Below are 23,794 nucleotides of genomic sequence, written 5' to 3'. Positions count from 1 at the left end.
ATGGCAGAAATGGATACCTCCGGTGGCGGTCATCATAAGAAAGGCCCCGGAGTCAAAAAGGCAAAAAAAGCATCTACCAGGGTGGATCTTACACCCATGGTTGATCTTGGATTTCTATTGATTACATTCTTTATTTTCACTACAACGATGAGTCAGCCGACGGCTATGAAGCTGAACTTGCCTAAAGACACTGATAAGCCGGAAGAGCAGAATAAGCTTAAAGAAAGCGGAGCGCTCACTTTGTTGTTGGGGAAAAATAACGATGTCTATTATTACGAAGGACAGTTAGACCCCTCTGCCTCAAATCTTAAAAGCAGTACAATGAAGAAGATCAGAGGGGAGATAATAAAAAAGAAAAGGTCTACACCACCTGAAGATCTAATGATTGTAATTAAACCAGGAGAAGAATCAACTTACAAAGATGTAGTAGACGCACTGGATGAAATGACCATAAATGATATTAAGCGTTACGCGTTGGTAGATATCAGTGATGTTGAAGCCCAGTTAGTAAAAGTTAGTGATGCAAGCGGCGCAGCTGGTAAATAGATCCTAAACTGATTACAATATATTATCTTTATCTTTAAAGACATAAACAATGGATATTAACAAAATTCAAAATGCGGATTTTCTCGATATTCTTTTTGAGGGAAGAAATAAAGAATATGGAGCTTACGAGCTAAGAAAAACATACAACCGACGGATAATCATAGCTATTTCAGGTATGGTGGTTGCATGTTTGTTGTTTCTCCTTTCGCAAATAATGGCAAAGGGGAATGACAACGACAAGAACAAAATAATTGTGCAGGATGTGCAATTAGAGGATATTAAAACCGAAGAGAAGAAGCCGGAGCCACCTCCTCCACCTCCTCCTCCGAAACCAGAACCTCCAAAAGTAGAGATCACTAAATTTACTCCTCCTAAGATTGTAAAGGATGAAGAAGTGAAAGAACCACCACCTCCTCAGGAGAAACTTGAAGAAACAAAAATCGGTACTATTAACCAGGAAGGAAAAAAAGATGAAGGTTTTGTTGCCCCTCCTGTAGAACAAGGTACCGGTGTAGTAGAAGCCCCTAAAAAGGTGGAAGAAGATTACGATAAAGTATTTACCAAAGTAGAAAAGGAAGCTAAATTTCCAGGCGGACCTGAAGGATGGAAACGATACCTGGAAAGAAATCTTGATGCGAATGTAGCTGCCAATGATGGTGCCCCAACTGGTAATTATACAGTTAAAGTTCAGTTTATTGTTGATAAGGAAGGAAACATCAGTAATGTACAAGCAATTGAAGTTCCAAAACCTTGTCCAAGTTGCGGACCGGAAGCCGTAAAAGTTATCAAGAAAGGTCCAAAGTGGGAGCCTGCAGTTCAAAATGGAAGAAATGTTATTTATCAGGCTATTCAGTTTGTAACCTTCCAGGTAGCAGAAGAATAATATTATTGCAAAGAAATAATCATTGAAAGAAGTTCAATGGTATGCAAAAAAAGTCCTCCTTGTTTGGAGGACTTTTTTTGTATACCTAGTTTTTATGGTTAACAATGAGGCAGTTCCAATTGTTGATCACCTTTAATAATGCTGACCACTCTGGTAGCCGCAAACATCTTTTAACGATACTTGTTGGCGCTTTAATGAATAAGAATGTTTACTAGTAAATAAAAATCAATGCTTGCATTGGTTGACTCGCAGAAGGTTTTATCAAGGTAGGTATCTTCAACGAAAAAAAATCGGGAAATGTTCATTTTTTGCAATTCACGGAGACATTATCGAATAAGGACAATTAAAAGCTTATAGCGACTAATTCAGGCGTTATTCCTTTGGATTAATAGTTGGGTTACCCGGTAACAAGGTGGGCATACAAAAGGTCATTTTTATTTAGTTCCGTATACTTGAAATTTAAAATCTTCATTTGGTTGATCAATCGCTTATAATCATCTTTATTTTTCAGTTCTATTCCAACAAGTGCTGGTCCTGCTTCTTTGTTATTCTTCTGCATATACTCAAAACGGGTAATGTCATCAGTTGGTCCCAGAACATTGTTTACGAATTCTTTTAAAGCCCCTGGTCTTTGTGCAAAGCGAATGAGAAAATAATGCTTTAAGCCTTCATATTGCAAAGACCTTTCTTTTATCTCCTGCATCCTATCTATATCATTGTTGCTGCCACTTAATATGCAAACAACGTTTTTACTCTTTATTTGTTCTTTATAATCATCAAGAGCAGCAATGGACAAAGCTCCGGCAGGTTCAACTACAATCGCATCTTCATTGTATAATTGCAAGATTGTAGAGCATACCTTTCCTTCCGGAACAAGGTGCATATCGTCTAAAACATCTTTGCAAATAGAATAAGTGATATCACCAACACGCTTTACAGAAGCTCCATCTACAAAGCTGTCGATATTTTCCAGGGTTACCGGGTGACCGGCTTTAAAAGCAGCCAGCATAGATGGAGCACCTTCAGGTTCAACACCTATGATTTTTGTTTTTGGACTAACTGTTTTCATGTAAGAGCCAATTCCCGCAGCTAATCCCCCGCCGCCAACAGGTACAAAAAGATAATCAATATTTGATAACTCCTCATAAATTTCAACTGCTACAGTTGCTTGACCTTCAATTATCTTATAATCTTCAAAGGGTGGTATAAACGTCATCCCATGGTCAGCAGTATATTTTTTTGCTGCAATTGCACAGTCATCGAAAGTATCTCCAACTAATATTATTTGAACATTTTGCTCACCAAACATCTTGGTTTGCTGTATCTTTTGCTTGGGAGTGATAGAAGGCATAAAAACAACTCCTTTCACATTCAGTTTCTTACACGAGTAGGCAAAACCTTGTGCATGATTTCCGGCACTTGCGCACACTACACCACATTCTAGCTTTTCTGCAGGGAGGCTGCTCATCATATTATAGGCACCGCGGATCTTGTAAGATCTAACAATTTGCAAATCTTCTCTCTTGAGATAAATATTGCACCCATACTTTTTTGAAAGATTATGATGATAAACAAGTGGAGTTTTATTAACCAGTTGTTTTATTCTTTCCGTTGCTTTAATAAAGTCTAAAACCGGCTTTTTATCTGTGCTTGTTTGCATATTGTGGTCATCAAGGTCGTGGGTTGGATGAGGTAAAATAAAAAAACCACGATCTATAAAGTTACGAAAGATTTTAAGGTTAAGGGCTGCAGTAAATGAATTCTACTTTACCTTAACAAAAAAACTATCAATCTATAAAAATCGTGGTCTTGTTTATTTAAATAACCGCTTCTTCAAACTTTTCTTCATTTTCCTGCGTAGAAGGTTCCTGGTTTTCAGGTCTGAGACTTCTTACAGTTTTACCAGCCTGCCACATTTCACTTTCACGCAATTCTTTTAATTCTTCTTCTAACTTAACGCGGTAATCAGGTTTGCTGTTGCTTTCTATTGATTTTGCCGCTTCTTTTCCTGCGGCAACGCTCTGGTACAAGTCTTTAAATACCGGTAAAGTAGCATCACGGAATTTTTTCCACCAATCCAAGGCTCCACGTTGTGCAGTGGTAGAGCAGTTCGCATACATCCAGTCCATACCATTCTCGGCGACTAGTGGCATTAGAGACTGTGTTAGCTCTTCAACTGTCTCATTAAAGGCTTCAGAAGGAGAGTGTCCATTTGACCTTAAAACCTCGTATTGAGCAGCAAAGATACCCTGGATGGCACCCATCAAAGTTCCACGCTCACCGGTAAGATCAGAGAAAACTTCTTTTCTGAAATCTGTTTCAAATAAGTAGCCACTACCAATTGCAATACCTAAAGCAATTACTCTTTCCCAGGCCCGACCTGTTGCATCCTGAAAAATAGCATAACTACTGTTTAATCCACGCCCTTGCAAAAACATTCTGCGTAAAGATGTGCCAGAGCCTTTAGGAGCCACTAGGAAAACATCTACATCAGATGGAGGAATAATGCCGGTTTGGTCGTTGTAAGTGATACCAAAACCATGAGAAAAATATAAAGCCTTACCAGGAGTTAAATGCTTTTTAACCGTTGGCCACAATTGAATTTGTGCAGCATCGCTAAGTAAGTAGCAGATGATTGTACCGCGTTGCAGTGCTTCCTCTATATCAAATAATGTCTCGCCCGGAACAAAACCGTCCCGAACCGCTTTATCCCACGACTTCGAATTTTTGCGTTGTCCCACTATCACATTCACACCGTTTTCTTTTTGGTTCAAAGCCTGTCCAGGACCTTGTACGCCGTAACCAATTACAGCTACTACTTCGTCTTTCAATACTTCCTGTGCTTTTGCCAAAGGAAATTCTTCGCGTGTTACTACATTTTCTTCAACACCGCCAAAATTTAATTTTGCCATTGTTATTTAGGTTTTAAGTTCTGATTTTTAATTTGAAAGTTTTGATTGCAAATTTTATTTTTCTGTAACCAACACCTGATTTCTATTCAGCTTTTGTTGTGTCACTCACTTGTACGTTTTGAAATGTTTTCAGCTTTTTTTTCGTTAAATAATATTTTGTTAGCAAAAGGATCAATTACTTCTACACACCAGGAACCATAAAATGTCTCGTCAAAACCTGGTTTGTTGTACTTATATTTTTTATCAATCAGTTGTTGATGATATTCCTTTAAATTTTTGCACCAAACAAACACCCTGCTTCCAGGTGTTCCATCTCCGTGATGTTCGCTTAAGTGTAATGTTAAACCATCTTTGGCTACTTCCATATATACCGGCGTATTTTCTTCAAAATGGTGTTCCCATACAATTTCAAAACCGAGCCAATCGATGTAAAACTCAACAGCTTTGTCATAATCAAAGATTCTCAAAATAGGAATCGTTTTTTCAACATTCATGCTGTTGTTTTTTAATAAAGAACTTTAATGTATAAAAATGATTTATTAAGTACTCACCCTCCTGATCCAATAAAAAGAGATTCAGGCTTTTACATAGTAAAAACTTCTTCCTGCTTATTAAGGTATTCATTTTCAACTGCTTCTTCACCTGGCTCCGCTTCTTCAAATTCTTTCAGTTTGTCATGAAAACCGTGGCTTGCTTTTATGATTGCCACCCTTGCACTTCTTACAAATTCTATCAATCCATAAGGGCTCAAAAAAGAAATTAACCTGTCAGTTTCTTCCCGGTGTCCACTTGTCTCAAAAACTGTATAATCTTTTCTGATAACGACTGCCCTGGCACCGTATTCACGAAGAAGTCGTTCTACCTGCACTTTTTCTGCAATCTGGTCTGTACTTACTTTGTACATGGCTAGTTCCTGCCATACTATTTCATCATTTGTATTAAAATACACTTTCAATACTTCAACCTGCTTTTCAATCTGGCGTGCTACTTTTTTTACTACGTCTACTGTTTCATGTATAACGATAGTAAAGCGTGAAATACTTTCTATTTCAGAAGGTGAACTATTAATACTTTCAATATTTATTTTCCTTCTGGAAAAAATAATAGCTATACGCACTAACAAACCAACCTGGTTTTCTGCATATACTGTTATGGTATATTCCTGTTTGCCTCCTGTTAAGGATGGGGAACCGCTAACGTTGCCTGTATTTTTTTTGTCCATAATTGTACAAGAGTTGAAGTGTGCGACCCAACAATGCTATATTTCTATTCTTTCGTTCGCTACACACATATTCCTAAATTAAATACTAAACCTCAATAACGCGTGATTGAAATTGGTTGACCAATTAATTTTGGTTCTACGCCAATCTTATTTCCGCTACGCTACATCCCTGTGGAACCATTGGAAACACATTATCTTCCTTTGCTACCATTACTTCGAGCAGGTATGAACCATTATGATTAAACATTTCTTGTAATGCTGGTTGTAAATCTCCTCGCGCAGAAACTTTTCTACCAGCAATGCCATACCCCTTGGCAACCGTTACATAATCAGGACTGGTAATGTCGACAAAGGAATAGCGCTTGTCGTGAAACAATTGCTGCCATTGCCTTACCATTCCAAGAAATTCGTTATTCAGGATCACAATTTTCACATTTACTTCCGTCTGCATTATAGTACCCAACTCCTGAATAGTCATTTGAATGCCGCCATCACCAACTATGGCTATGACTGTCCTTTCGGGAGCACCAAATTTTGCGCCTATTGCAGCAGGCAATCCAAAGCCCATAGTGCCTGCGCCTCCTGAGGTTATGTTACTCTTTGACTGGTTAAATTTTGCGTACCTGCATGTGACCATTTGGTGTTGACCAACGTCTGTTACCATGATTGCGTCTCCCTTGGTAAGTAAATTTATCTGGTTAATAACCTCACCCATTGTCAATTTTTCACCTGTAGGGTTTAACTCCGGATAAATAACTAATTCAGTTTCTTTTTTACTATATTCATGAAACTTTTCAAGCCATTCAGTATGTTCTTTTTGCTCAACCAGTTTAGTAAGAATAGGTAATGTTTCTTTACAGTCTCCCCATACACCAACGGTTGCTTTTACATTTTTATCTATTTCTGAAGGGTCAATATCTAAATGAATGACTTTTGCCTGCTTTGCATATTTATCAAGTCTCCCGGTTACACGGTCGTCAAAGCGCATACCTATTGCTATCATCACATCACACTCGTTGGTAAGTACGTTTGGACCATAGTTACCGTGCATGCCAAGCATTCCCACATTTAAAGGATGGTCTGTAGGGATAGCGCTTGCACCTAAAATTGTCCAGGCTGCAGGAATGCCACTCTTTTCTAAAAAAGCTTTAAATTCTTTTTCGGCCTTGCCTAATATTACACCCTGTCCCCAGAGTACAAAAGGTTTCTTAGCTTCGTTTATAAGTTTTGCTGCTTCTTCTATGTATTCTTTTCTTATTACAGGCTTGGGACGATAGCTGCGAATATGATCGCAACGTTTGTAACCCTCATAAGAAAATTTATCAAGCTGAGCATTTTTTGTAATGTCAATTAGCACTGGTCCGGGTCTGCCGGTTTTTGCTATATAAAATGCTTTTGATAAAACCAACGGAATTTCTGAAGCATCAGTTACCTGGTAATTCCATTTTGTAACTGGTGTGGTTATATTGACTACATCAACTTCCTGGAAGGCATCGGTGCCAAGCAAATGAGCAAAAACCTGTCCTGTTATACATACCAGCGGAGTACTATCAATCATTGCATCCGCCAATCCTGTGACTAAATTAGTCGCTCCGGGACCACTTGTTGCAAACACGACACCTGTACGGCCAGATGCACGTGCATAACCCTGCGCAGCATGAATGCCTCCCTGCTCGTGCCTGACGAGAATGTGTTTCAACTTTTCCTGGTAATCGTACAGCGCATCATAAATTGGCATGATAGCTCCGCCGGGATAACCAAAAATGGTATCAACGTCTTCAGCAAGAAATGCTTCAAGAACCGCCTGGGCACCGCTCATTATTCCCGGACCTTGAAGCGCTGGTTTTGCTGGTTTTTGCTTAACTACGATTTGTTCTTCTACATCAAGAATTGAGTTAATCATCACAATTGTTTTTTAGCCCTAATTCCAAAAAGGCTTATAAAAATATTAATATTCTACATTTTGCTCATCGCTTCTTCCTTTTTAAAGGAAGGAACGGTATTATTTGCTTGTTCATCTGTCACACAACCATTCGCTGCGCTCGTAACCTGCATCGCATACTTAAAGAGTATTCCTTTAGTTGCTTTTAATGCCGGTTGTTTCCAGCGGGTTTTTCTTTCCGCAATGGTTTCTTCATCTACTTTTAGTATGAGTGTGTTTTTTATGGCATCTATTTCGATGATATCATCATCTTCAACCAATGCTATTAAACCGCCTTCATATGCTTCCGGAGTAATGTGTCCTACAACAAAACCATGCGTTCCTCCGCTGAATCTTCCATCGGTTATTAAGGCAACGCTTTTTCCTAAACCTGCGCCAATAATAGCTCCTGTTGGCTTAAGCATTTCAGGCATACCCGGGGCACCTTTAGGTCCGATGTTTCTGATTACAACTACATCACCGTGTTTTACTTTTCCGCTTGAAAGACCTTCTATTAAATGCTTCTCTCCATCAAACACTCTTGCCGGTCCTTCGAAACGTTCTCCTTCTTTACCACTTATTTTTGCAACGCTACCGCCTTCAGCAAGGTTTCCATATAATACCTGTAAATGACCTGTCGCCTTTAAATGCTTTTCAAGGGGCATAATTATTTTCTGTTGTTCAAAATCAAGGTCAGGAGCATTAGCTAAATTTTCTGCCACAGTTTTTCCGGTTACTGTTAAGCAATCACCATGCAACAAGCCTTTGCTCAATAAATATTTCATTACTGCCGGTATACCTCCGTATTGATGCAGGTCTTCCATCAGGTATTTACCGCTGGGTTTAAAATCTGCCAATACCGGTATTTTATTACTGATATCCTGGAAATCATCTTGTGTTAATTCCACATCTACACTCTTTGCCATTGCAATCAAATGCAATACAGCGTTGGTGCTTCCACCTAATACCATCACCACTGTAACAGCATTTTCAAATGCTTTACGTGTCATAATATCGCGTGGTTTAATATCTTTTTCAAGCAACACTTTTATAGCTGCGCCTACCGCTACACATTCTTTTTGTTTGTCTGTGCTCAATGCAGGATTTGATGATGAATTTGGCAAACTCATACCCAATGCTTCAATAGCACTGGCCATTGTGTTTGCGGTATACATACCACCGCAAGCACCTGCGCCCGGACAAGCATTTCTTACAATGCCTTTAAAGTCTGCTTCGCTTAAGTTGCCTGCAATTTTTTGTCCCAGTGCTTCAAATGCGCTTACAAGATTTAAATCTTCTCCCTTATAATGACCGGGTGCAATCGTACCTCCATATAACATAATGGAAGGTCGGTTTAATCTACCCATTGCTATGATTGAACCAGGCATATTTTTATCGCAACCGGGTATAGTAATTATCGCATCATAGTATTGTGCCCCTGCATTTGTTTCAATGCTGTCAGCTATCAAATCGCGGCTAACAAGACTATAGCGCATACCATCGGTACCCATACTGATACCATCACTGACACCAATAGTATAAAACCGTAGACCCAGCAAATCTTTCGTCTTATTAATATTTTCCCTTACAGTTGTAGCAAGGTCATTAAGATGCATATTGCAAGGGTTTCCATCCCAACCCATGCTTACAATACCAACTTGTGCTTTATTAAAATCTTCATCTTTAAAGCCAATAGCGTATAACATCGCCTGCGCTCCCGGTTGTGTTACATCCTGTGTAATTGTTTTGCTGTATTTATTTAGTTCCATTATTCTTCAGCTATTGTTTGGTTGTTTATAATGTAGGATTTATTACTGCCTTTTAGGGTTAAATGATGGTCGACTTACTGATAATCATATTTTCTTTATTGATTTTTGACGGTATCCTGTTTTCCACATAATCTGTTATTAGTTCCCCAATAGTCGATGTTGAATAATTATTTATAGGGTCGATGTCTTTGGTAACAAAACCATTGGCCAACGTCCATTGTACCGCTTCTCTTATCAACTCCGCTTCTGTATGAAGCTGAAAATGGTCGAGCATCATAGCCGCAGATAAGATGGAGCCGATCGGGTTCGCAATATTTTTTCCTGCAGCCTGCGGATAACTGCCATGAATAGGTTCGAACAGGGCAAGTTTATTTCCAATAGAAGCCGATGGTAATAGGCCAAGGGAGCCGGTGATAACACTTGCTTCGTCGCTTATAATATCACCAAACATATTTTCAGTTAAGACAACATCAAATTGTTTTGGATTAAGAATAATCTGCATCGCTGCATTATCTACAAACATATAGTCCACCTTAACGTCAGCATATTGTTTTGCCAACTCCTGTATCACTTTTCTCCAAAGCCTTGACGTTTCCAGTACGTTAGCTTTATCAACCAGTGTAAGAACTTTTCTTCTTTTTTGAGCATATTGAAAAGCAAGGTGTGCTACTCTTTCTATTTCATCTCTATGGTATATGCAATCGTCAGAGGCCTCTGTTTTATCGTCGCTTAATTGTTTTTTTCCAAAATAAATTCCTCCTGTTAATTCACGGAAAATAATAAAGTCTACATTTTCGAGGCGATTATTTTTTAAAGGCGATAAATAATGTAAAGAAGTATATGTGATTACAGGTCGAATATTTGCGAAAAGCCCTAATTCCTTTCTTATTTTAAGTAAGCCTTGTTCGGGCCTTACTTTAGCTGATGGGTCGTTATCGTATTTTGGATGGCCAATAGCTCCAAATAAGACTGCATCACTTTTCAAACATATCTGGAGGGTTTCATCAGGCAAAGGGTTTCCCGTTTTATCAATAGCAACTGCACCCATAAGGCCATATTGGTACTTGAAATTATGTTTGAACTGGCGTGCAATTGCATCCAATACTTTTATTGATTGTTGCGTTACTTCCGGTCCTATTCCGTCTCCAAATATGACTGCTATTTTCTTATCCATTAAAAGCCTCTCTAATTTGCCGATGTCTCCCTTTAGACAGCGCCTTATAAAATGTAATAACTCTTTTAGGGAAGAGTATGCAAATGTTTCATTAGTCAGCCAAATGATTCAATTCTTCTATTTCGCCTTTTATGTTCAATAAGAAATTAATATTATCATTACCATTTTTTACAAACCAAAACGTCCCACTGGCATTGATTTTATCCCTCTTTATCTCAATTATTCAAATAATGTTTTGGCCATTCCTTTTCAAAATTTAGACTTTTTCTAAAAGCTTAATACAACGATCGATGATGAAAGTAATGGTATTTCCAAATAATCTTGAAACAAGTTTAAACTGGACTCGCCGACGGATGTTTCACAGGAACCAATACTGCTTGTAACCAAACCTATAACACTTCTGACATCTCGGGCTGGTATTCCTGCGCAAGTTTAGCTAAGTCATCTTCATCAACTTCTTTTTTCTTATCTGCAAGCTGTAAGAAGTTTTCATATAACACATCTATATCATTGCGTGTAAATGAAAAACCTAATTTTTGAAAACGATATGCTAAGGCACTTCTGCCGCTTCGTGCTGTTAAAACAATCTTACTTCCCTCAGCCCCGACATCATCGGGATTAATAGTTTCGTAAGTATTTGCATCTTTTAAAAATCCATCCTGGTGAATGCCGGAGGAATGCGAGAATGCATTTGCACCTACAATTGCTTTATTGGGTTGCACAGGTACACGCATTGTATCTGAAACAAGGCGGCTGAGCGGATTCAATAATTTTGTCTGGATGTTGGTAAAAAAACCAAGCTCTTTGTGTTGCTTTATAATCATTACCACTTCTTCCAGTGCAGTGTTACCTGCTCTCTCACCTATGCCATTTATCGTACACTCAATTTGCTGAGCTCCGTTTATAACGCCTGCTATTGAGTTGGCGGTTGCAAGACCAAGGTCATTGTGACAATGGCACGAAATAATAGCCTTATCAATATTTGAAACGTTGTTTTTTAAATAAGCAATTTTTTCTCCGTATTGAGAAGGAAGACAATAACCGGTTGTATCAGGAATATTTACTGTGGTAGCTCCTGCCGCAATTACCGCCTCTATTACTTTTGCCAGATATTCATTTTCGGTACGGCCTGCATCTTCTGCGTAAAACTCTACATCGTCCGTAAAATTTCTTGCCCATTTTACGCATTGAATAGCTCTTTGTAAAATGTCTTCGCGATTTGAATTGAATTTTCCTTTTATGTGAAAGTCTGATGTGCCAATGCCGGTATGTATGCGGGGCCGTTTCGCATATTTAAGTGCCTGTCCTGCTACTTCAATATCTTTTTGCACTGCCCTTGTTAGCCCGCAAACCGTTGCATTTTTAATGGTTTTAGAAATCATATTAACTGACTCGTAATCACCAGGGCTGGAAATGGGGAAACCAGCTTCAATAATATCTACGCCCAGTTCTTCAAGCTTTAATGCCAAATCCACTTTCTCCAAAGTATTCAGCTTACATCCGGGGACCTGCTCGCCGTCTCTAAGAGTGGTATCGAAAATGTAAACTTGCTTGCCTTGCATAAATCTAATTTTTATAAGATGATGAACAGGCTGTTTATATTTGTAATAATAGTAAAATATAGTGAAAACTACCTGTATTTTCGAAATTACCATGTTTAAAATGATATATAAAACAATGTTGAACCTTTTTTACACTAATAAAAAAAGCAAGACTTTGTTAAAACGCTTACTGGTATTGATTTCTACAAAAAAAATTATACGATGCCCAACAGGTCCACAGATGCTTTGTTTCAATTAATTCATTCGCTGGAAAAATCAGAAAAGCGAAACTTTAAATTATATGTAACCAGGAACAGCTCCGCTGAAGATTTAAAAATCATACAGGTATTTGATGCATTGGATAAAATGACGGAGTATGATGAAGAATATTTATTAAAGAAAAATCCTTCAGTAAAAAAGCAACAACTGTCAAATATTAAAGCTCATTTATACAAGCAGTTACTGGCAAGTCTGCGATTACTAAAAACCAATGAAAATATGCAGGTTCAATTGCACGAACAATTGGATTATGCAAATTTATTATACAACAAAGGTCTTTACCTGCAGAGTTTGAAAATAATTGAGAAATTGAAAGAAACTGCACGCGAAAATAACCAGGTAACCTTACTGATGCAGGCTTTGTTTCTTGAAAAAAATATTGAAGGTCTACACATTACCCGTAGTATGGAAGATAAGGCAGATGTTTTGGCAAACGAGGCAGAGCAATCAAGCCGAAGATTGCTAAGAATAACACTACTTTCTAACCTCGCGCTGAAACTGTATAGCTGGTATATAAAACACGGTCATGCAAGAAACGAACACGACGCCACCGCTATAAAACAATATTTTGAAGAGTCACTTCCGTTTGAAGGTGACCAGGCAACAGGTTTCTACGAAAAGTTATATTATTATCAAAGCTATAGTTGGTTTGCATTTATCCTCCAGGATTTTTTAATGTATTACCGTTACACACAAAAATGGGTAGATCTTTTTGAACGCGAGCCACATATGATCGAAATAGAAACTGCACACTATATAAAAGGTATGCACAACCTGATCAGCGCAAACTTTGACATCAGGAACAGAAAGAAATTTACCGAGTACCTTACTAAGTTTGAGCAATTTGCAGAGACGCCACTTGTAACAGGAAATGATAATAACAAAGTCCAATGTTTTGTGTACATATACATTGCAAAGCTAAACAAGCACTTTATGGAAGGCACTTTTTCTGAAGGCTTGTACCTGGTGCCTTACATAGAAGAAAAAATAAAAGAATACTCCTTATATCTTGACAGGCACAGGATCCTGGTTTTCTATTATAAAATCAGTTCGCTCTATTTTGGCAGTGGTAATTATGATAGTACGATTTCCTATCTGAATAAAATTATTAACTGGAAGGTAGACCTGCGCACCGACCTTCAGTGTTATGCGAGGCTTTTGCACCTGATAGCCCACTATGAAATAGGAAACTTTGATATCCTTGAATACCTGATAAAATCAGTTTACAGATTTATGGCGAAAATGAAAAATCTCAGTATTGTGGAAGAAGAAATTTTTAAATTTTTGAGAAACTCATTTCACGTAAGCTATAGAAAATTAAGACCTGAGTTTGAAAAATTATTGATTAAATTAAAAAGTCTCGAAAACAACCGTTTTGAAACCCGGGCTTTTTCTTACCTCGACATTATCTCATGGCTTGAAAGTAAAGTTTATGGAAAACCTGTTCAGGAAATAATTAAGGAGAAGAACAATAAGATCTTGAATGGCAGTCATTGAATCTGTAAACCAATGTTCAATCAACATTAGAAGCTTCTTTTCTGATACCTGCATTTGTTTTCATGGCATCCTCGTTGCGTCGCAATTAGTTTATCGGCGAATCCAGGTTCAGCTTCAGTCTTTTATGCTTGTTTTTGTTATTTGCAAAAGGCTTGAAAGATAAATTGACGTAACATTAAATAGTTTGGTAAATAAAAATTATAAATGAAATATCTCAGGATTCTATATGTGCAGGTAATTATCGGCATACTCGCCGGAGTGGTGGTTGGCTCTTTGTTTCCCTCATTTGCGCCTACAGCTAAACTTATTAGCGACATGTTTATAAATATGATACGCATGGTAATAGCTCCTGTCATTTTTTTTACAATAGTATTAGGTGTTGCAGGTGCAGGCGATTTAAAGAAAGTTGGAAGGGTAGGGGGTAAAGGTTTACTATATTTTGAAGTGGTCACTACCATTGCCATCATAATTGGGCTTGTAGTTGCCAATGTTATAAAACCAGGCGCAGGTGTTACGCATAGTAGCGTGACGGGTGCCAATGTAAAAGCAATTACTGATACAAAAGGTTTTGATTGGGCTGATTTTATATTACATATTGTGCCTGCAAATGTTGTCGATGCATTTGCAAAAGGCGATATTATTCAAATATTGTTTTTTGGAATTTTGTTTAGTATTGGTTTAAAACAATTAGGCAACAATGGTAAGAGCGTAATAATAACATTTGAAAAATTAAACAAAGTCCTGTTTAATATTCTAAGAATAATAATGAGAGTAAGCCCTTTGGGCGCCTTTGGCGGCATGGCCTTCACAATCGGGAAATATGGCTTTACAACTCTTTTGATCTTAGGTAAGCTTATGCTGACTTTTTATATTACTGTACTGCTGTTTATTTTTGTTGTACTTAATCTTATTGCCCGCTATTATAATTTTAGTTTATGGAAATTATTGGGATACATAAAAGCAGAATTGCTAATTGTTTTTGGTTCCAGCAGCAGTGAGTCTGTTTTGCCAAACATCATGGCTAAACTTGAAAATGCAGGATGTGAAAAAAGTGTGGTGGGCTTAATCATTCCCGCGGGGTACAGCTTCAATTTAGATGGTACAAGTATTTATTTAAGTCTAAGTGTAATTTTTTTAGCCCAGGTTTTTAATGTGCCTTTATCTCTTGGCCAGGAGCTTTCTGTAATTGGTATATTATTAATTACAAGCAAGGGCGCTGCCGGTATAACCGGAAGTGGGTTTCTCGTACTCGCCTCAACATTAACCGCACTAAAAGTTGTACCTGTAGAAGGATTAGGGTTGTTAATTGGCGTTGATCGTTTTATGAGCGAAGCAAGGGCACTGACCAATATGATTGGAAACACAGTAGCGACCGTTGTAATTGCGAGAAGTGAAAATGCAGTAGATTTGATACGGTACAAAGCTGTTGTAGAAAATCGTGTGCGGATTGAAGAAAAGGATTAATAATTAGCCTCTTTCAGTTTCTTTTAGACATTGTTTCCTGTAAATATTCCTTTCTATCTTAGGAGGTACGAATATTGAGTGACTTTCAGCTATCATGTTTTTGAATTACTTTTTCAATTTTCAAATTTTTCACCATGCCAAAGCTTTTCGAACCGCTACAAATTAAAAGCATTCAATTAAAGAATAGAATAGTTGTTTCCCCAATGTGCGAATATTCGAGCGTTGATGGTTTTTCTAATGATTGGCACCTTGTTCATTTAGGAAGCCGGGCAGTTGGCGGAGCAGGTTTAATAATAACGGAGGCTACGGCGGTTTCTCCAGAAGGAAGGATTACGCCCGACGACCTTGGTCTATGGAAAGATGAACATATAGAAGGGCTGAAACGTATCGTATCTTTTATAGAATCGCAGGGAAGCATTGCAGGTGTACAATTGGCACATGCGGGCAGAAAAGCAAGCCACAGCAGTCCATGGAAAGGGGGAAAGATGTTGACAGTAGAGCAAGGCGGTTGGCCTACCGTAGCCGCTGATACAACCCCTTTCAGGCCTGATGATATACCTTCGGTCGCATTGGATAAGGCAGGAATTGAAAAAGTAAAATCAGATTTTAAAGCAGCCGCTGTACGGGCGCTACACGCAGGTTTTAAAGTTATTGAAATTCATGCTGCCCACGGCTATTTGCTGCACGAGTTTTATTCCCCGCTCAGCAATCATCGCAATGATGAATATGGTGGTTCATTTAAAAACAGAATAAGATTATTGACTGAGGTGGTTGATTCTATAAAAGAAGTATGGCCGGAAACAATGTTATTGTTTGTAAGAATATCAGCAAGCGATTGGACGGAAGGTGGCTGGACTGTTGAAGATTCAATTGAGTTAGCAAAAGTTTTACAACAAAAAAATGTAGATTTAATTGATTGTTCATCAGGCGGAAATGTTCCTCATGCAAAGATTGCCGTCGGTCCTGGTTACCAGGTGCAATTTGCAGAAGCTATTAAAAAGGAGGTTGGCATTTTAACAGGAGCTGTAGGAATAATTACCAGGCCAGAACAGGCAGAAGAAATTATTTCATCAGGCAAAGCGGATGTGGTAATAATGGCAAGAGAATTTTTAAGAAACCCTTATTTTCCACTGCATGCCGCCAAAGCACTGGGCGCAGAGGTACAATGGCCAGTTCAATATGAAAGGGCGAAGTTGTAAGATGGTTTGAATGTGAAATAGAAATCATTAAATTATGTAAATGCTGCTTCAAAGATTTTCCTAGATAATCATCAATAATTATTGCTTCTAATTCGTAGGAGGCTTTTCTCTAATTAAGGGTAGACTTTTTACTCATCCTAAATGTTTGAGAAATGCTTTTACCTTTGCACCTGCTGAAACATAAAATATGGTAAAAGTCGGGGATTATAATGTATTGAAAGTGGTAAGGGCGGTAGATTTCGGTTTTTACCTCGATGATGGTGCTGCAGGTATTCTACTTCCAAAAAGATTTGCACCTGAAGGATTGGCGATAGGTGATGAAATAAAAGTTTTTGTTTATCATGACTCAGAAGGCAGAGTAATTGCTACTACCCAGCATCCTAAGGGCGTGGTTGGTGATATTGTAAAAATGAAAGCAGTTACAGTAACTAACCAGGGAGCGTTTCTTGACTGGGGATTGATGAAAGATATTTTTGTTCCCAAAAGCAAGCAATTAAGCGGCATGCGTCAGGGTGCAGAATACCTTGTAAAAATTTACCTTGACGAACAAACCGGCCGGGTAGCAGCGACAGAAAAAATTGAGCCTTTTTTAAGTAACGAAAATCTTACAGTAAAAGAAAAAGATATTGTTGACCTTACTGTATACAGGCGTACGGATATCGGCTACCTGGTAATTATTAACAATATACATACAGGCGTTTTACATTTCAATGAGATATACCAAAATATTGGGGTAGGCGATAAGATGAAGGGATATGTAAAAACTATTCGACCCGAAAACAAGATTGATGTTGTTATAGGCCGGCCGGGATACAACAGGGTAGAAGATGAAGCTGAAAAAATACTGAGACTACTTAATGAGAACAACGGCTATTTACCTTACCATGACAAGTCAGACCCGGAAGAAATCTATAATTTCTTTGGGATGAGTAAAAAAGCCTTTAAAATGGCTACCGGAAATTTGTATAAGCAACAAAAAATAACTTTTACCAAAACAGGTATTAAGTTGGCTGAGAGCTAATGGGCAGATCGGGTAAGTAGATGATGAAACTAGAGCCAACGCCTGCTTCACTTTCTGCATGTATCGTTCCTTTGTGAACTTCCACTATCTTTTTGCATAATGCAAGACCAATGCCTGTTCCTTCATATATTTCTGTTGGCTGTAGACGTTGAAAAACCTGGAAAATTTTTTCTGCATATATTTTATTAAAACCTATTCCATTATCTTTTACCTGAAACGTATAGCCATTTTGTTCTCTTTTACAAGTAATATTTATTTCAATTGGTTCATTAGGCTTACTGTATTTTATTGCATTACTTACAAGATTTTGAAACAATTGCCTCATCTGAATGGGGATGGAATTTATTACCGGTAAATTGTTGAAAGTTATTGTAGCATTTTTAGAAGTAACCAATATTTCAAGGTCATCAATTACTTCGTTTAGGATAGTAGCAAGATTTGTCGGAGCAAACAGATCTTCGTTACTTGTTACATTTGAATATAATAAAACTGCCTCTATTAGACGGTCCATTCGTCTTGCAGCATGATGTATTTTTAGTAAATAGTTAAGTGTATTTTCAGGAATATTTTTATCGTGTTTTTTTATAAGAGCATCACTAAAAGTTAATATTTTCCGCAGCGGTTCTTTTAAGTCATGAGAAGTAAGCCACGCATATTGTTCAAGCTCCTGGTTAGATTTTTCCAGTTGCTTTCTTTTATTTTCAAGCTCAAGCTGGTTCTTCCTTTGCTCGGTTACGTCTCGTACAAAAGCTATAAAAATATCTTTTTCGCCTTGTATTGAATGTGAAACTGTTAGCGATATAAAGAACTCGTATCCCTCTTTGTGGATAGCCGGTACTTCAACCGTTTTATTAATTATACGTGCTTCTTTGGTAGAAAGAAATCGGTTTAAACCTGTCGTATGTCTCTCCCGATATTCAACAGGCACAATTATTTCGGGCATTGATTTGCCAATTACTTCATCTGTTTTCCAACCAAATACTGCCTCGGCCTTTGGGTTCCATAATTTTATTTGGTTTTCTTTATCAATTACAATTACTGCGTCAGGCGCCTGCTCAATTATATTTCGTAAATTTTCCTCTCTTTCAGCTAACTGGTCTGTATAGTATTGTATTTTTCTTTCCTGTTCTAATTTTAAGGTTATGTCGTGAAAAATTCCTCTTATATATTCTGGTTTTCCATTAACGTACTTGCAATTTATAGAACCTTCAATCGTTATTTCTTCGCCGTTCTTTTTTAAATAAATGGTTCTTATATTTTCGGTAGATGTTTCTTCTACAACTTTTTTTCGGTGTTTTTTATATTTGTCTATTTCACTATTTTTAATTACCTCAAAGATTGAGCGGCCTTCTATTTCCTGAATAGTATAACCAAGAGTATTGAGCCAGGTATTATTTACGTAAAGGAGGGTGCCTTCCGGAGTAACAATTTGAATGAGATCGCTGGCATTATCAAAAAGATCACGATATTTATTTTCACTTTCCTGCCTTTTTTCCTGTTCTTCATGTTGAATTGTCTGAAACATTTTAACTGCCAATTCCTGTACCTGGTTATAATAAAGTTCTATTTCATTAATTACCTGCACAGCAACAGAGACGTCAGAAGTATAATATTGTAAAAACGACTGGAAAGCCAGTTTTTGTGCAGAATAAATTAAGGCAATATCTTTTAAAGATATAGACTCACGTGGAATGCCTGAAATGCCATTATTTTTCCAGTGATTGAGACTTTCTTCTACCTGGTGTATAGCCGTTCCATTTTCAAGACCTGTTAACAATTTCGAAAGGCCCTGTCGTGCTGACTCAAGCAACTGTTCTTTGGTTATGTGAGAAAAAAAGGAAAGCAGAGGAATATCTGAAGACTGAATGTTTATAAGATAAATTGAAACCAAATCTTCAAATTTGGTTTTTCTTATAAAAATGGAATAATCTTTTAAATAAATTAATTCTAAAAGATTGATATCGGAAAGATGCGGCATTTCGTCTTAATTAGGAGTGAATGCAGTTCATAATAAAATAATTGGTAATTAAATTAAATAACTAATAGCGGTGTAGAAAAATAAAACATGGACAACATTAAAAATTGTCCATGTTTTTAAAGATCACCTGTAGCTTCTCTTAACTTTCTATTGTTGCAATATCTCCTGCCTCTATATATCGCTTAAAATTGTTGACATCTTTTGTAATCATTTTTTTAAATACCGGGTTTAGCATCGATGCAATTCCTTCACCTACATCTCCAAATGGGGCGCGGTAAGTTATCAATACTGTTATTTCTGTGCCATTTTCGTCTGCATCTCTAAACTCTACTTTCCCTGCATTGTTTATAGATGCATGTGGCAAAGAATTCCAGCCTAATAGTTCACCATCAATTTCTTTTACTATTTCAGCATCCCATTCAATTTCGCCTAAATGCCCCGGAACTTTTGCTACCCAATGAGATCTTTTGCTGTCAATTATGTCGACTCTTTTCAAATGTTCCATAAACATGGGAAGGTTACTTAGTTTTCTCCAGAAATCATATACTTCCTGCCTTGGACGGTTGACCGTAAGCTTGGTCATAATATTAATATTCTTAACGGTATCAGGCAGCTTTCTTTTTCCTGCAATGCTGTAGACGGTACTATGACCGGTTGCACCACGAAAAAACAATATTCCACCTGCTATTGCCATGGCAATACCTGATTTCTTTTCCTCGTTTTTTAATCCTTGAAACAATAAAGCAGTACCGGCAAGTATAGATGCTACTCGTTCCAGTTTTCCGACATTAACAGAAAGCTTAGCACCTGTTGATGAATTTGTATTCATAATATAAAATTTAATTTTAAGTGTTTAAAACTGACCCACCATTGGGATGAAGACACTGGCCTGTAAAATAACTGGCATCTTCTGAAGCAAGAAATACAAAGCTTGGCGCTACTTCGGCAGGTTGACCGGCACGTTTCATAGGTACTTCCTTCCCAAACTCAGTACGGTCTTTATGCATAGTTGATGGTATTAGTGGTGTCCAGATAGGCCCTGGTGCTACGGCATTTACCCTTATGCCTTTTTCTGCAAGTTGGGCCGACATAGAGCGGGTGAAAGCAATAATAGCGCCTTTTGTAGAAGTGTAATCCACCAACTGTTTGTTACCTTTGTACGCATTTACCGAAGCTGTATTAATAATGGAGTCGCCTGCTTTTAAATGTGGCAAAGCGGCTTTGGTAAGAAAAAACTGGGCGTAAATATTTACTCTGAAAGTCTGGTCCCACTCTTCTTCACTAATCTCAGTTAAATCCTGGTGGGTGACCTGTATGGCAGCGTTATTTACAAGTATATCAATTTTGCCAAACTGTGCTAGTGTTTGTCTTACTATATCTTCGCAATTAGCATTAATACTAACATCAGTTTCAATAAGAAAAGCTCGCCTGCCTTTTTGCTCTACCAGCGTTTTTGTGTCTTCTGCATCTTCTTTTTCTTTTCGGTACACTATCACTACATCTGCTCCTTCGCGAGCAAAGTGCACCGCTACGGCCTTGCCAATTCCACTGTCTCCCCCGGTTATAATCGCAACCTTATCCTGTAATTTTTTAGCCTGCCTGTCATAGTCTCTTTCGTAAACGGGCTTATCAGCCATTTCCTGTTCGCTGTCTACACTTTTGTCGATTTCCTGTTCAAAAGGATGCTCTCCTGACTTTGCCATAAAATATTGTTTTAATAGTTATCACTTAATAAGATTGTTCCCGCCTTTTTAAATCTTCGGTTCAAAAGAAATTGTAGAGCTTTTTGAACATTCTTATACTTACTTTCTTCTCTCACCTATACCTTGATCTTTCTACTTCAAAAAATCTTTTACACAATTAAATAGTTGCTAATTGCTGTATATAAGGCTTTGAATAGGTGGTTATATCGAAAGAAAAAGTTGACAGGTTTTACAAAAATGCAGTTTTTGTTTTATAAGCAACGGTAGAAGGAATAAGCTCTGGACTTGATAAAGAAGCATGGGATGAATCTGCATGGGACGAATCAAAGTTAGGAATCTTTGTACTGTCAACAGCGCCTTCACCGCCACTGTTTTTCTCATCCATTGAACCTTTATTGTCGTTTGGGCCGCAAGCATAAATAAAGAATGTTGTAGCCGCAATGAATGCCAATGATACTTTCTGAATTTTTTTCATTGTTAATGAATTTTAGAATATGTAACAATCAGAAAAAAATCGTTCCAGACTTTGTAAGGGGCTTTTATGAAAATTGGAGAAGCATAAAAAAGGCTGCCATGAAGGCAGCCAATCCGGGGGACATTAAATATTTTAGTGTAATTTTTTACAATTTATTTTTTAACCTTATACAACTATTACAATTTCGTCATCGATAGTTACAGATAAAGCAGTTTTATAAGTTAAACTCGTACCTGAGTTGTTGGGCTACTGTATTAACAACCGTATCAACCTTTACGGCTATTTTTTCTAATGTTTCCGTATTCACCCTGTTTTTTGCATCTGTTTCAAGCGTACGAATATCTGATGTTATACATTTTATATTCATACTATCTATTGTTGGTTTTATTTTGTGTGCCAGTTTTGAAACCCTGGGCCAATCTTCTTTCGTTATCGCCTGTATGATTTCTTTTGTATTTACAGGTATGGTTGTAAGGTAAATACATGCAAGAGAAGTGAGAAACTCAGAGTTTCCACCCAATATCTCTTTTAACTGCTTAAGATCATAAAGCTTTTCCGTCATATGAGCATCTACCTCCACCGGACCGTGCATAAAAATATTGTTTACAATGTTTTTAAATCGTATTTTATAAAAAAGTTGAAAGCTTAGTTCAAAAAACTTTCTTCCATAGAGTATTTTTTGTTTACAAAAACCTCTTTATTCTGAATCATACGGTAGATGGTTGATTTTCCTACATCAAGTTTGCGTGCCACCTTCAACACATCATAATTATATTTATCCAGGTAAAACTGGATGAACTTTGTGGTAAATTCTTTCAGGCTTGCCTCTTTAAGCATAAAATCACTCATTGAGTTTTGGGATGTTACATTTAAGTGCTCTGCTTCTATATCTTTATCTTCAGCCATTACGCAGGCAAGTTCAATAATTGATTTTAGCTCTCTCACATTTCCTGGAAATGCGTGAGCCAATAGTTTTTTCTTCGCTTCTGTTAGCAAGTTTTTCTTTGGTAAACTATTTTCTTTGCAAAAAGAATCCATAAAGTGTTTTGCAATAATGAGAACATCACTTTCTCTTTCACGCAAAGGTGGAAGGTTGATAGGCAAACCTAATATACGATAATAAAGGTCTTCTCTGAAAGTGCCGTTTTTAACCATTTCGAGTAAATTTCGATGCGTAGCAACAATTATCCTTACGTCTACTTTTACTACGTCATTACTTCCCAGTCGAACTATTTCTTTTTCCTGCAGGGCGCGTAATAATTTGGCCTGCATATTTATATCCATTTCACCTATTTCATCAAGAAAGAGCGTTCCTTTTGAGGCTTCTTCAAATTTACCTATGCGCCTGGCAATTGCCCCTGTAAATGCACCTTTCTCATGCCCAAACAGTTCACTTTCTAAAAGATCTTTTGGAATTGCCGCCAGGTTAACGGCGACAAAAGACATGTTTTTTCGAGGCGAGTTATAGTGAATTGATTTGGCAACAAGTTCTTTACCTGTTCCTGTTTCGCCGGTTACTGATACGGTTATATTTGTGCGTGCAGCTTTCTCCATTAAACTAAAGACACGCTGAATGACAGGACTGTTACCAATAATTGCATTGCTGAAATCGTACTTCCGGCTAACCTCTTCTTTCAGGTATTCAATTTCCTGTTTAAGTTCAATATTCTCCCGCAGATTTTTTATAGCATTCCATATCCTATCCTTTGTGTCTTCATCTTTTACAATATATTCGTTGGCTCCTTTTTTCAGAAGATCGAGTGCCACTTTTACATCTTCCTGCCCGCTAATGATGATCACTTTGGTGTCGGGACTGGTTTCTTTGATTTGCTTCAAAAGACGATCGCCATTCATATCCGGCAATGAATAGTCGAGTGTGACTACATCCGGTTTCTCATGCAGTTTTGAAAGAAATGATTTGGCAGTATCGAACTTAGTTATGACGTAGTCAGGATTTAAAGACAGGTAATACTCCAGCATGGAGCTATACCATAAATCATCTTCTACGATAAAAACCTTAAAGGGCTTTTGGTTCTTCATATATTGGTAAAACGAAAAAGTATTTGAGGTATTGTATTTTTAGCTTAATATGAAATAAAAAATGTGCAGTAGAGGCTAAACCCGATTGATTGTTCACAGTGAAAAAGGTAAAAGTTAAACAATAAATTAACTGGCTAACGGTTATAACTGACTAATTATTGCATGGATAC

General features: G+C 37.5%; 20 protein-coding genes. 6 read left to right on the top strand and 14 right to left on the bottom strand.

The features are described from left to right. On the top strand, positions 1-546 hold the full coding sequence (locus tag B154_RS0122150; protein ID WP_018616551.1) for an ExbD/TolR family protein: 546 nt from the start codon (positions 1-3) through the stop codon (positions 544-546). Between the two features lie 49 nt (positions 547-595). Then, positions 596-1,429, top strand: coding sequence for an energy transducer TonB (locus B154_RS0122145; protein WP_018616550.1), 834 nt, complete (start codon positions 596-598; stop codon positions 1,427-1,429). A gap of 397 nt (positions 1,430-1,826) precedes the next feature. Here B154_RS0122145 and ilvA read toward each other — a convergent pair whose 3' ends face one another. The 8 genes from ilvA to B154_RS29470 all read right to left on the bottom strand — a co-directional run bounded on the left by ilvA (position 1,827) and on the right by B154_RS29470 (position 11,989). Then, positions 1,827-3,089 carry a threonine ammonia-lyase gene (gene ilvA / locus B154_RS0122135; RefSeq protein ID WP_018616549.1) on the bottom strand — a complete coding sequence of 421 codons (1,263 nt, stop codon included), beginning with the start codon at positions 3,087-3,089 and terminating at the stop codon, positions 1,827-1,829. A gap of 157 nt (positions 3,090-3,246) precedes the next feature. Beyond that, complete coding sequence (ilvC, locus tag B154_RS0122130; protein WP_018616548.1) at positions 3,247-4,341, bottom strand: ketol-acid reductoisomerase; 1,095 nt, start codon at positions 4,339-4,341, stop codon at positions 3,247-3,249. 101 nt (positions 4,342-4,442) lie between these two features. Next, complete coding sequence (locus tag B154_RS0122125; protein WP_018616547.1) at positions 4,443-4,835, bottom strand: glyoxalase superfamily protein; 393 nt, start codon at positions 4,833-4,835, stop codon at positions 4,443-4,445. 89 nt (positions 4,836-4,924) lie between these two features. Next, positions 4,925-5,563, bottom strand: coding sequence for an acetolactate synthase small subunit (ilvN, locus tag B154_RS0122120; protein ID WP_018616546.1), 639 nt, complete (start codon positions 5,561-5,563; stop codon positions 4,925-4,927). A 136-nt stretch (positions 5,564-5,699) separates the two neighbouring features. Continuing rightward, positions 5,700-7,466: a biosynthetic-type acetolactate synthase large subunit gene (ilvB, locus tag B154_RS0122115; RefSeq protein WP_018616545.1), complete on the bottom strand. Its 1,767-nt coding sequence runs from the start codon at positions 7,464-7,466 to the stop codon at positions 5,700-5,702. Between the two features lie 53 nt (positions 7,467-7,519). Beyond that, a complete protein-coding gene (gene ilvD / locus B154_RS29475; protein ID WP_018616544.1) occupies positions 7,520-9,253 on the bottom strand; it encodes a dihydroxy-acid dehydratase in 1,734 nt (577 codons plus the stop codon). Between the two features lie 58 nt (positions 9,254-9,311). Then, positions 9,312-10,427 carry a 3-isopropylmalate dehydrogenase gene (gene leuB / locus B154_RS0122105; protein ID WP_018616543.1) on the bottom strand — a complete coding sequence of 372 codons (1,116 nt, stop codon included), beginning with the start codon at positions 10,425-10,427 and terminating at the stop codon, positions 9,312-9,314. Positions 10,428-10,816: 389 nt separating this feature from the next. Then, the gene (locus B154_RS29470) at positions 10,817-11,989 is read right to left on the bottom strand and encodes a 2-isopropylmalate synthase (protein ID WP_157580914.1); all 1,173 of its coding nucleotides are present in this window, start codon (positions 11,987-11,989) and stop codon (positions 10,817-10,819) included. Between the two features lie 201 nt (positions 11,990-12,190). Here B154_RS29470 and B154_RS0122095 point away from each other — a divergent pair, with 201 nt between their 5' ends. From B154_RS0122095 to B154_RS0122080, 4 genes are all read left to right on the top strand, one after another. Next, the gene (locus tag B154_RS0122095) at positions 12,191-13,744 is read left to right on the top strand and encodes a hypothetical protein (RefSeq protein ID WP_018616541.1); all 1,554 of its coding nucleotides are present in this window, start codon (positions 12,191-12,193) and stop codon (positions 13,742-13,744) included. A 204-nt stretch (positions 13,745-13,948) separates the two neighbouring features. Beyond that, entirely contained in the window at positions 13,949-15,208 is a 1,260-nt protein-coding gene (gene dctA / locus B154_RS0122090; RefSeq protein ID WP_018616540.1) for a C4-dicarboxylate transporter DctA, read from the top strand. A 134-nt stretch (positions 15,209-15,342) separates the two neighbouring features. Next, positions 15,343-16,407, top strand: coding sequence for an NADH:flavin oxidoreductase/NADH oxidase (locus B154_RS0122085; protein ID WP_018616539.1), 1,065 nt, complete (start codon positions 15,343-15,345; stop codon positions 16,405-16,407). A gap of 187 nt (positions 16,408-16,594) precedes the next feature. Next, positions 16,595-17,428, top strand: coding sequence for a CvfB family protein (locus B154_RS0122080; RefSeq protein WP_018616538.1), 834 nt, complete (start codon positions 16,595-16,597; stop codon positions 17,426-17,428). On the opposite strand, the gene B154_RS0122075 is transcribed toward B154_RS0122080, so the two are convergent. From B154_RS0122075 to B154_RS0122050, 6 genes are all read right to left on the bottom strand, one after another. Beyond that, positions 17,409-19,406: a PAS domain-containing sensor histidine kinase gene (locus B154_RS0122075; protein ID WP_018616537.1), complete on the bottom strand. Its 1,998-nt coding sequence runs from the start codon at positions 19,404-19,406 to the stop codon at positions 17,409-17,411. The genes B154_RS0122080 and B154_RS0122075 overlap by 20 nt on opposite strands. Positions 19,407-19,545: 139 nt before the next feature. Next, the gene (locus tag B154_RS0122070) at positions 19,546-20,235 is read right to left on the bottom strand and encodes a YgaP-like transmembrane domain (RefSeq protein WP_018616536.1); all 690 of its coding nucleotides are present in this window, start codon (positions 20,233-20,235) and stop codon (positions 19,546-19,548) included. Positions 20,236-20,251: 16 nt separating this feature from the next. Next, positions 20,252-21,109 carry an SDR family oxidoreductase gene (locus B154_RS0122065; RefSeq protein WP_018616535.1) on the bottom strand — a complete coding sequence of 286 codons (858 nt, stop codon included), beginning with the start codon at positions 21,107-21,109 and terminating at the stop codon, positions 20,252-20,254. Between the two features lie 229 nt (positions 21,110-21,338). Next, a complete protein-coding gene (locus tag B154_RS0122060) occupies positions 21,339-21,584 on the bottom strand; it encodes a hypothetical protein (protein WP_018616534.1) in 246 nt (81 codons plus the stop codon). 214 nt (positions 21,585-21,798) lie between these two features. Next, a complete protein-coding gene (locus tag B154_RS0122055) occupies positions 21,799-22,176 on the bottom strand; it encodes an Hpt domain-containing protein (RefSeq protein WP_018616533.1) in 378 nt (125 codons plus the stop codon). A 53-nt stretch (positions 22,177-22,229) separates the two neighbouring features. Then, on the bottom strand, positions 22,230-23,624 hold the full coding sequence (locus tag B154_RS0122050; protein ID WP_018616532.1) for a sigma-54-dependent transcriptional regulator: 1,395 nt from the start codon (positions 23,622-23,624) through the stop codon (positions 22,230-22,232). Positions 23,625-23,794 lie beyond the last annotated feature (170 nt).

This window comes from Segetibacter koreensis DSM 18137, from assembly GCF_000374045.1.
Taxonomy (GTDB): domain Bacteria; phylum Bacteroidota; class Bacteroidia; order Chitinophagales; family Chitinophagaceae; genus Segetibacter; species Segetibacter koreensis.
Note: the sequence above shows the minus strand (reverse complement) of the source record. Positions and strands in the feature narration are given on the sequence as shown.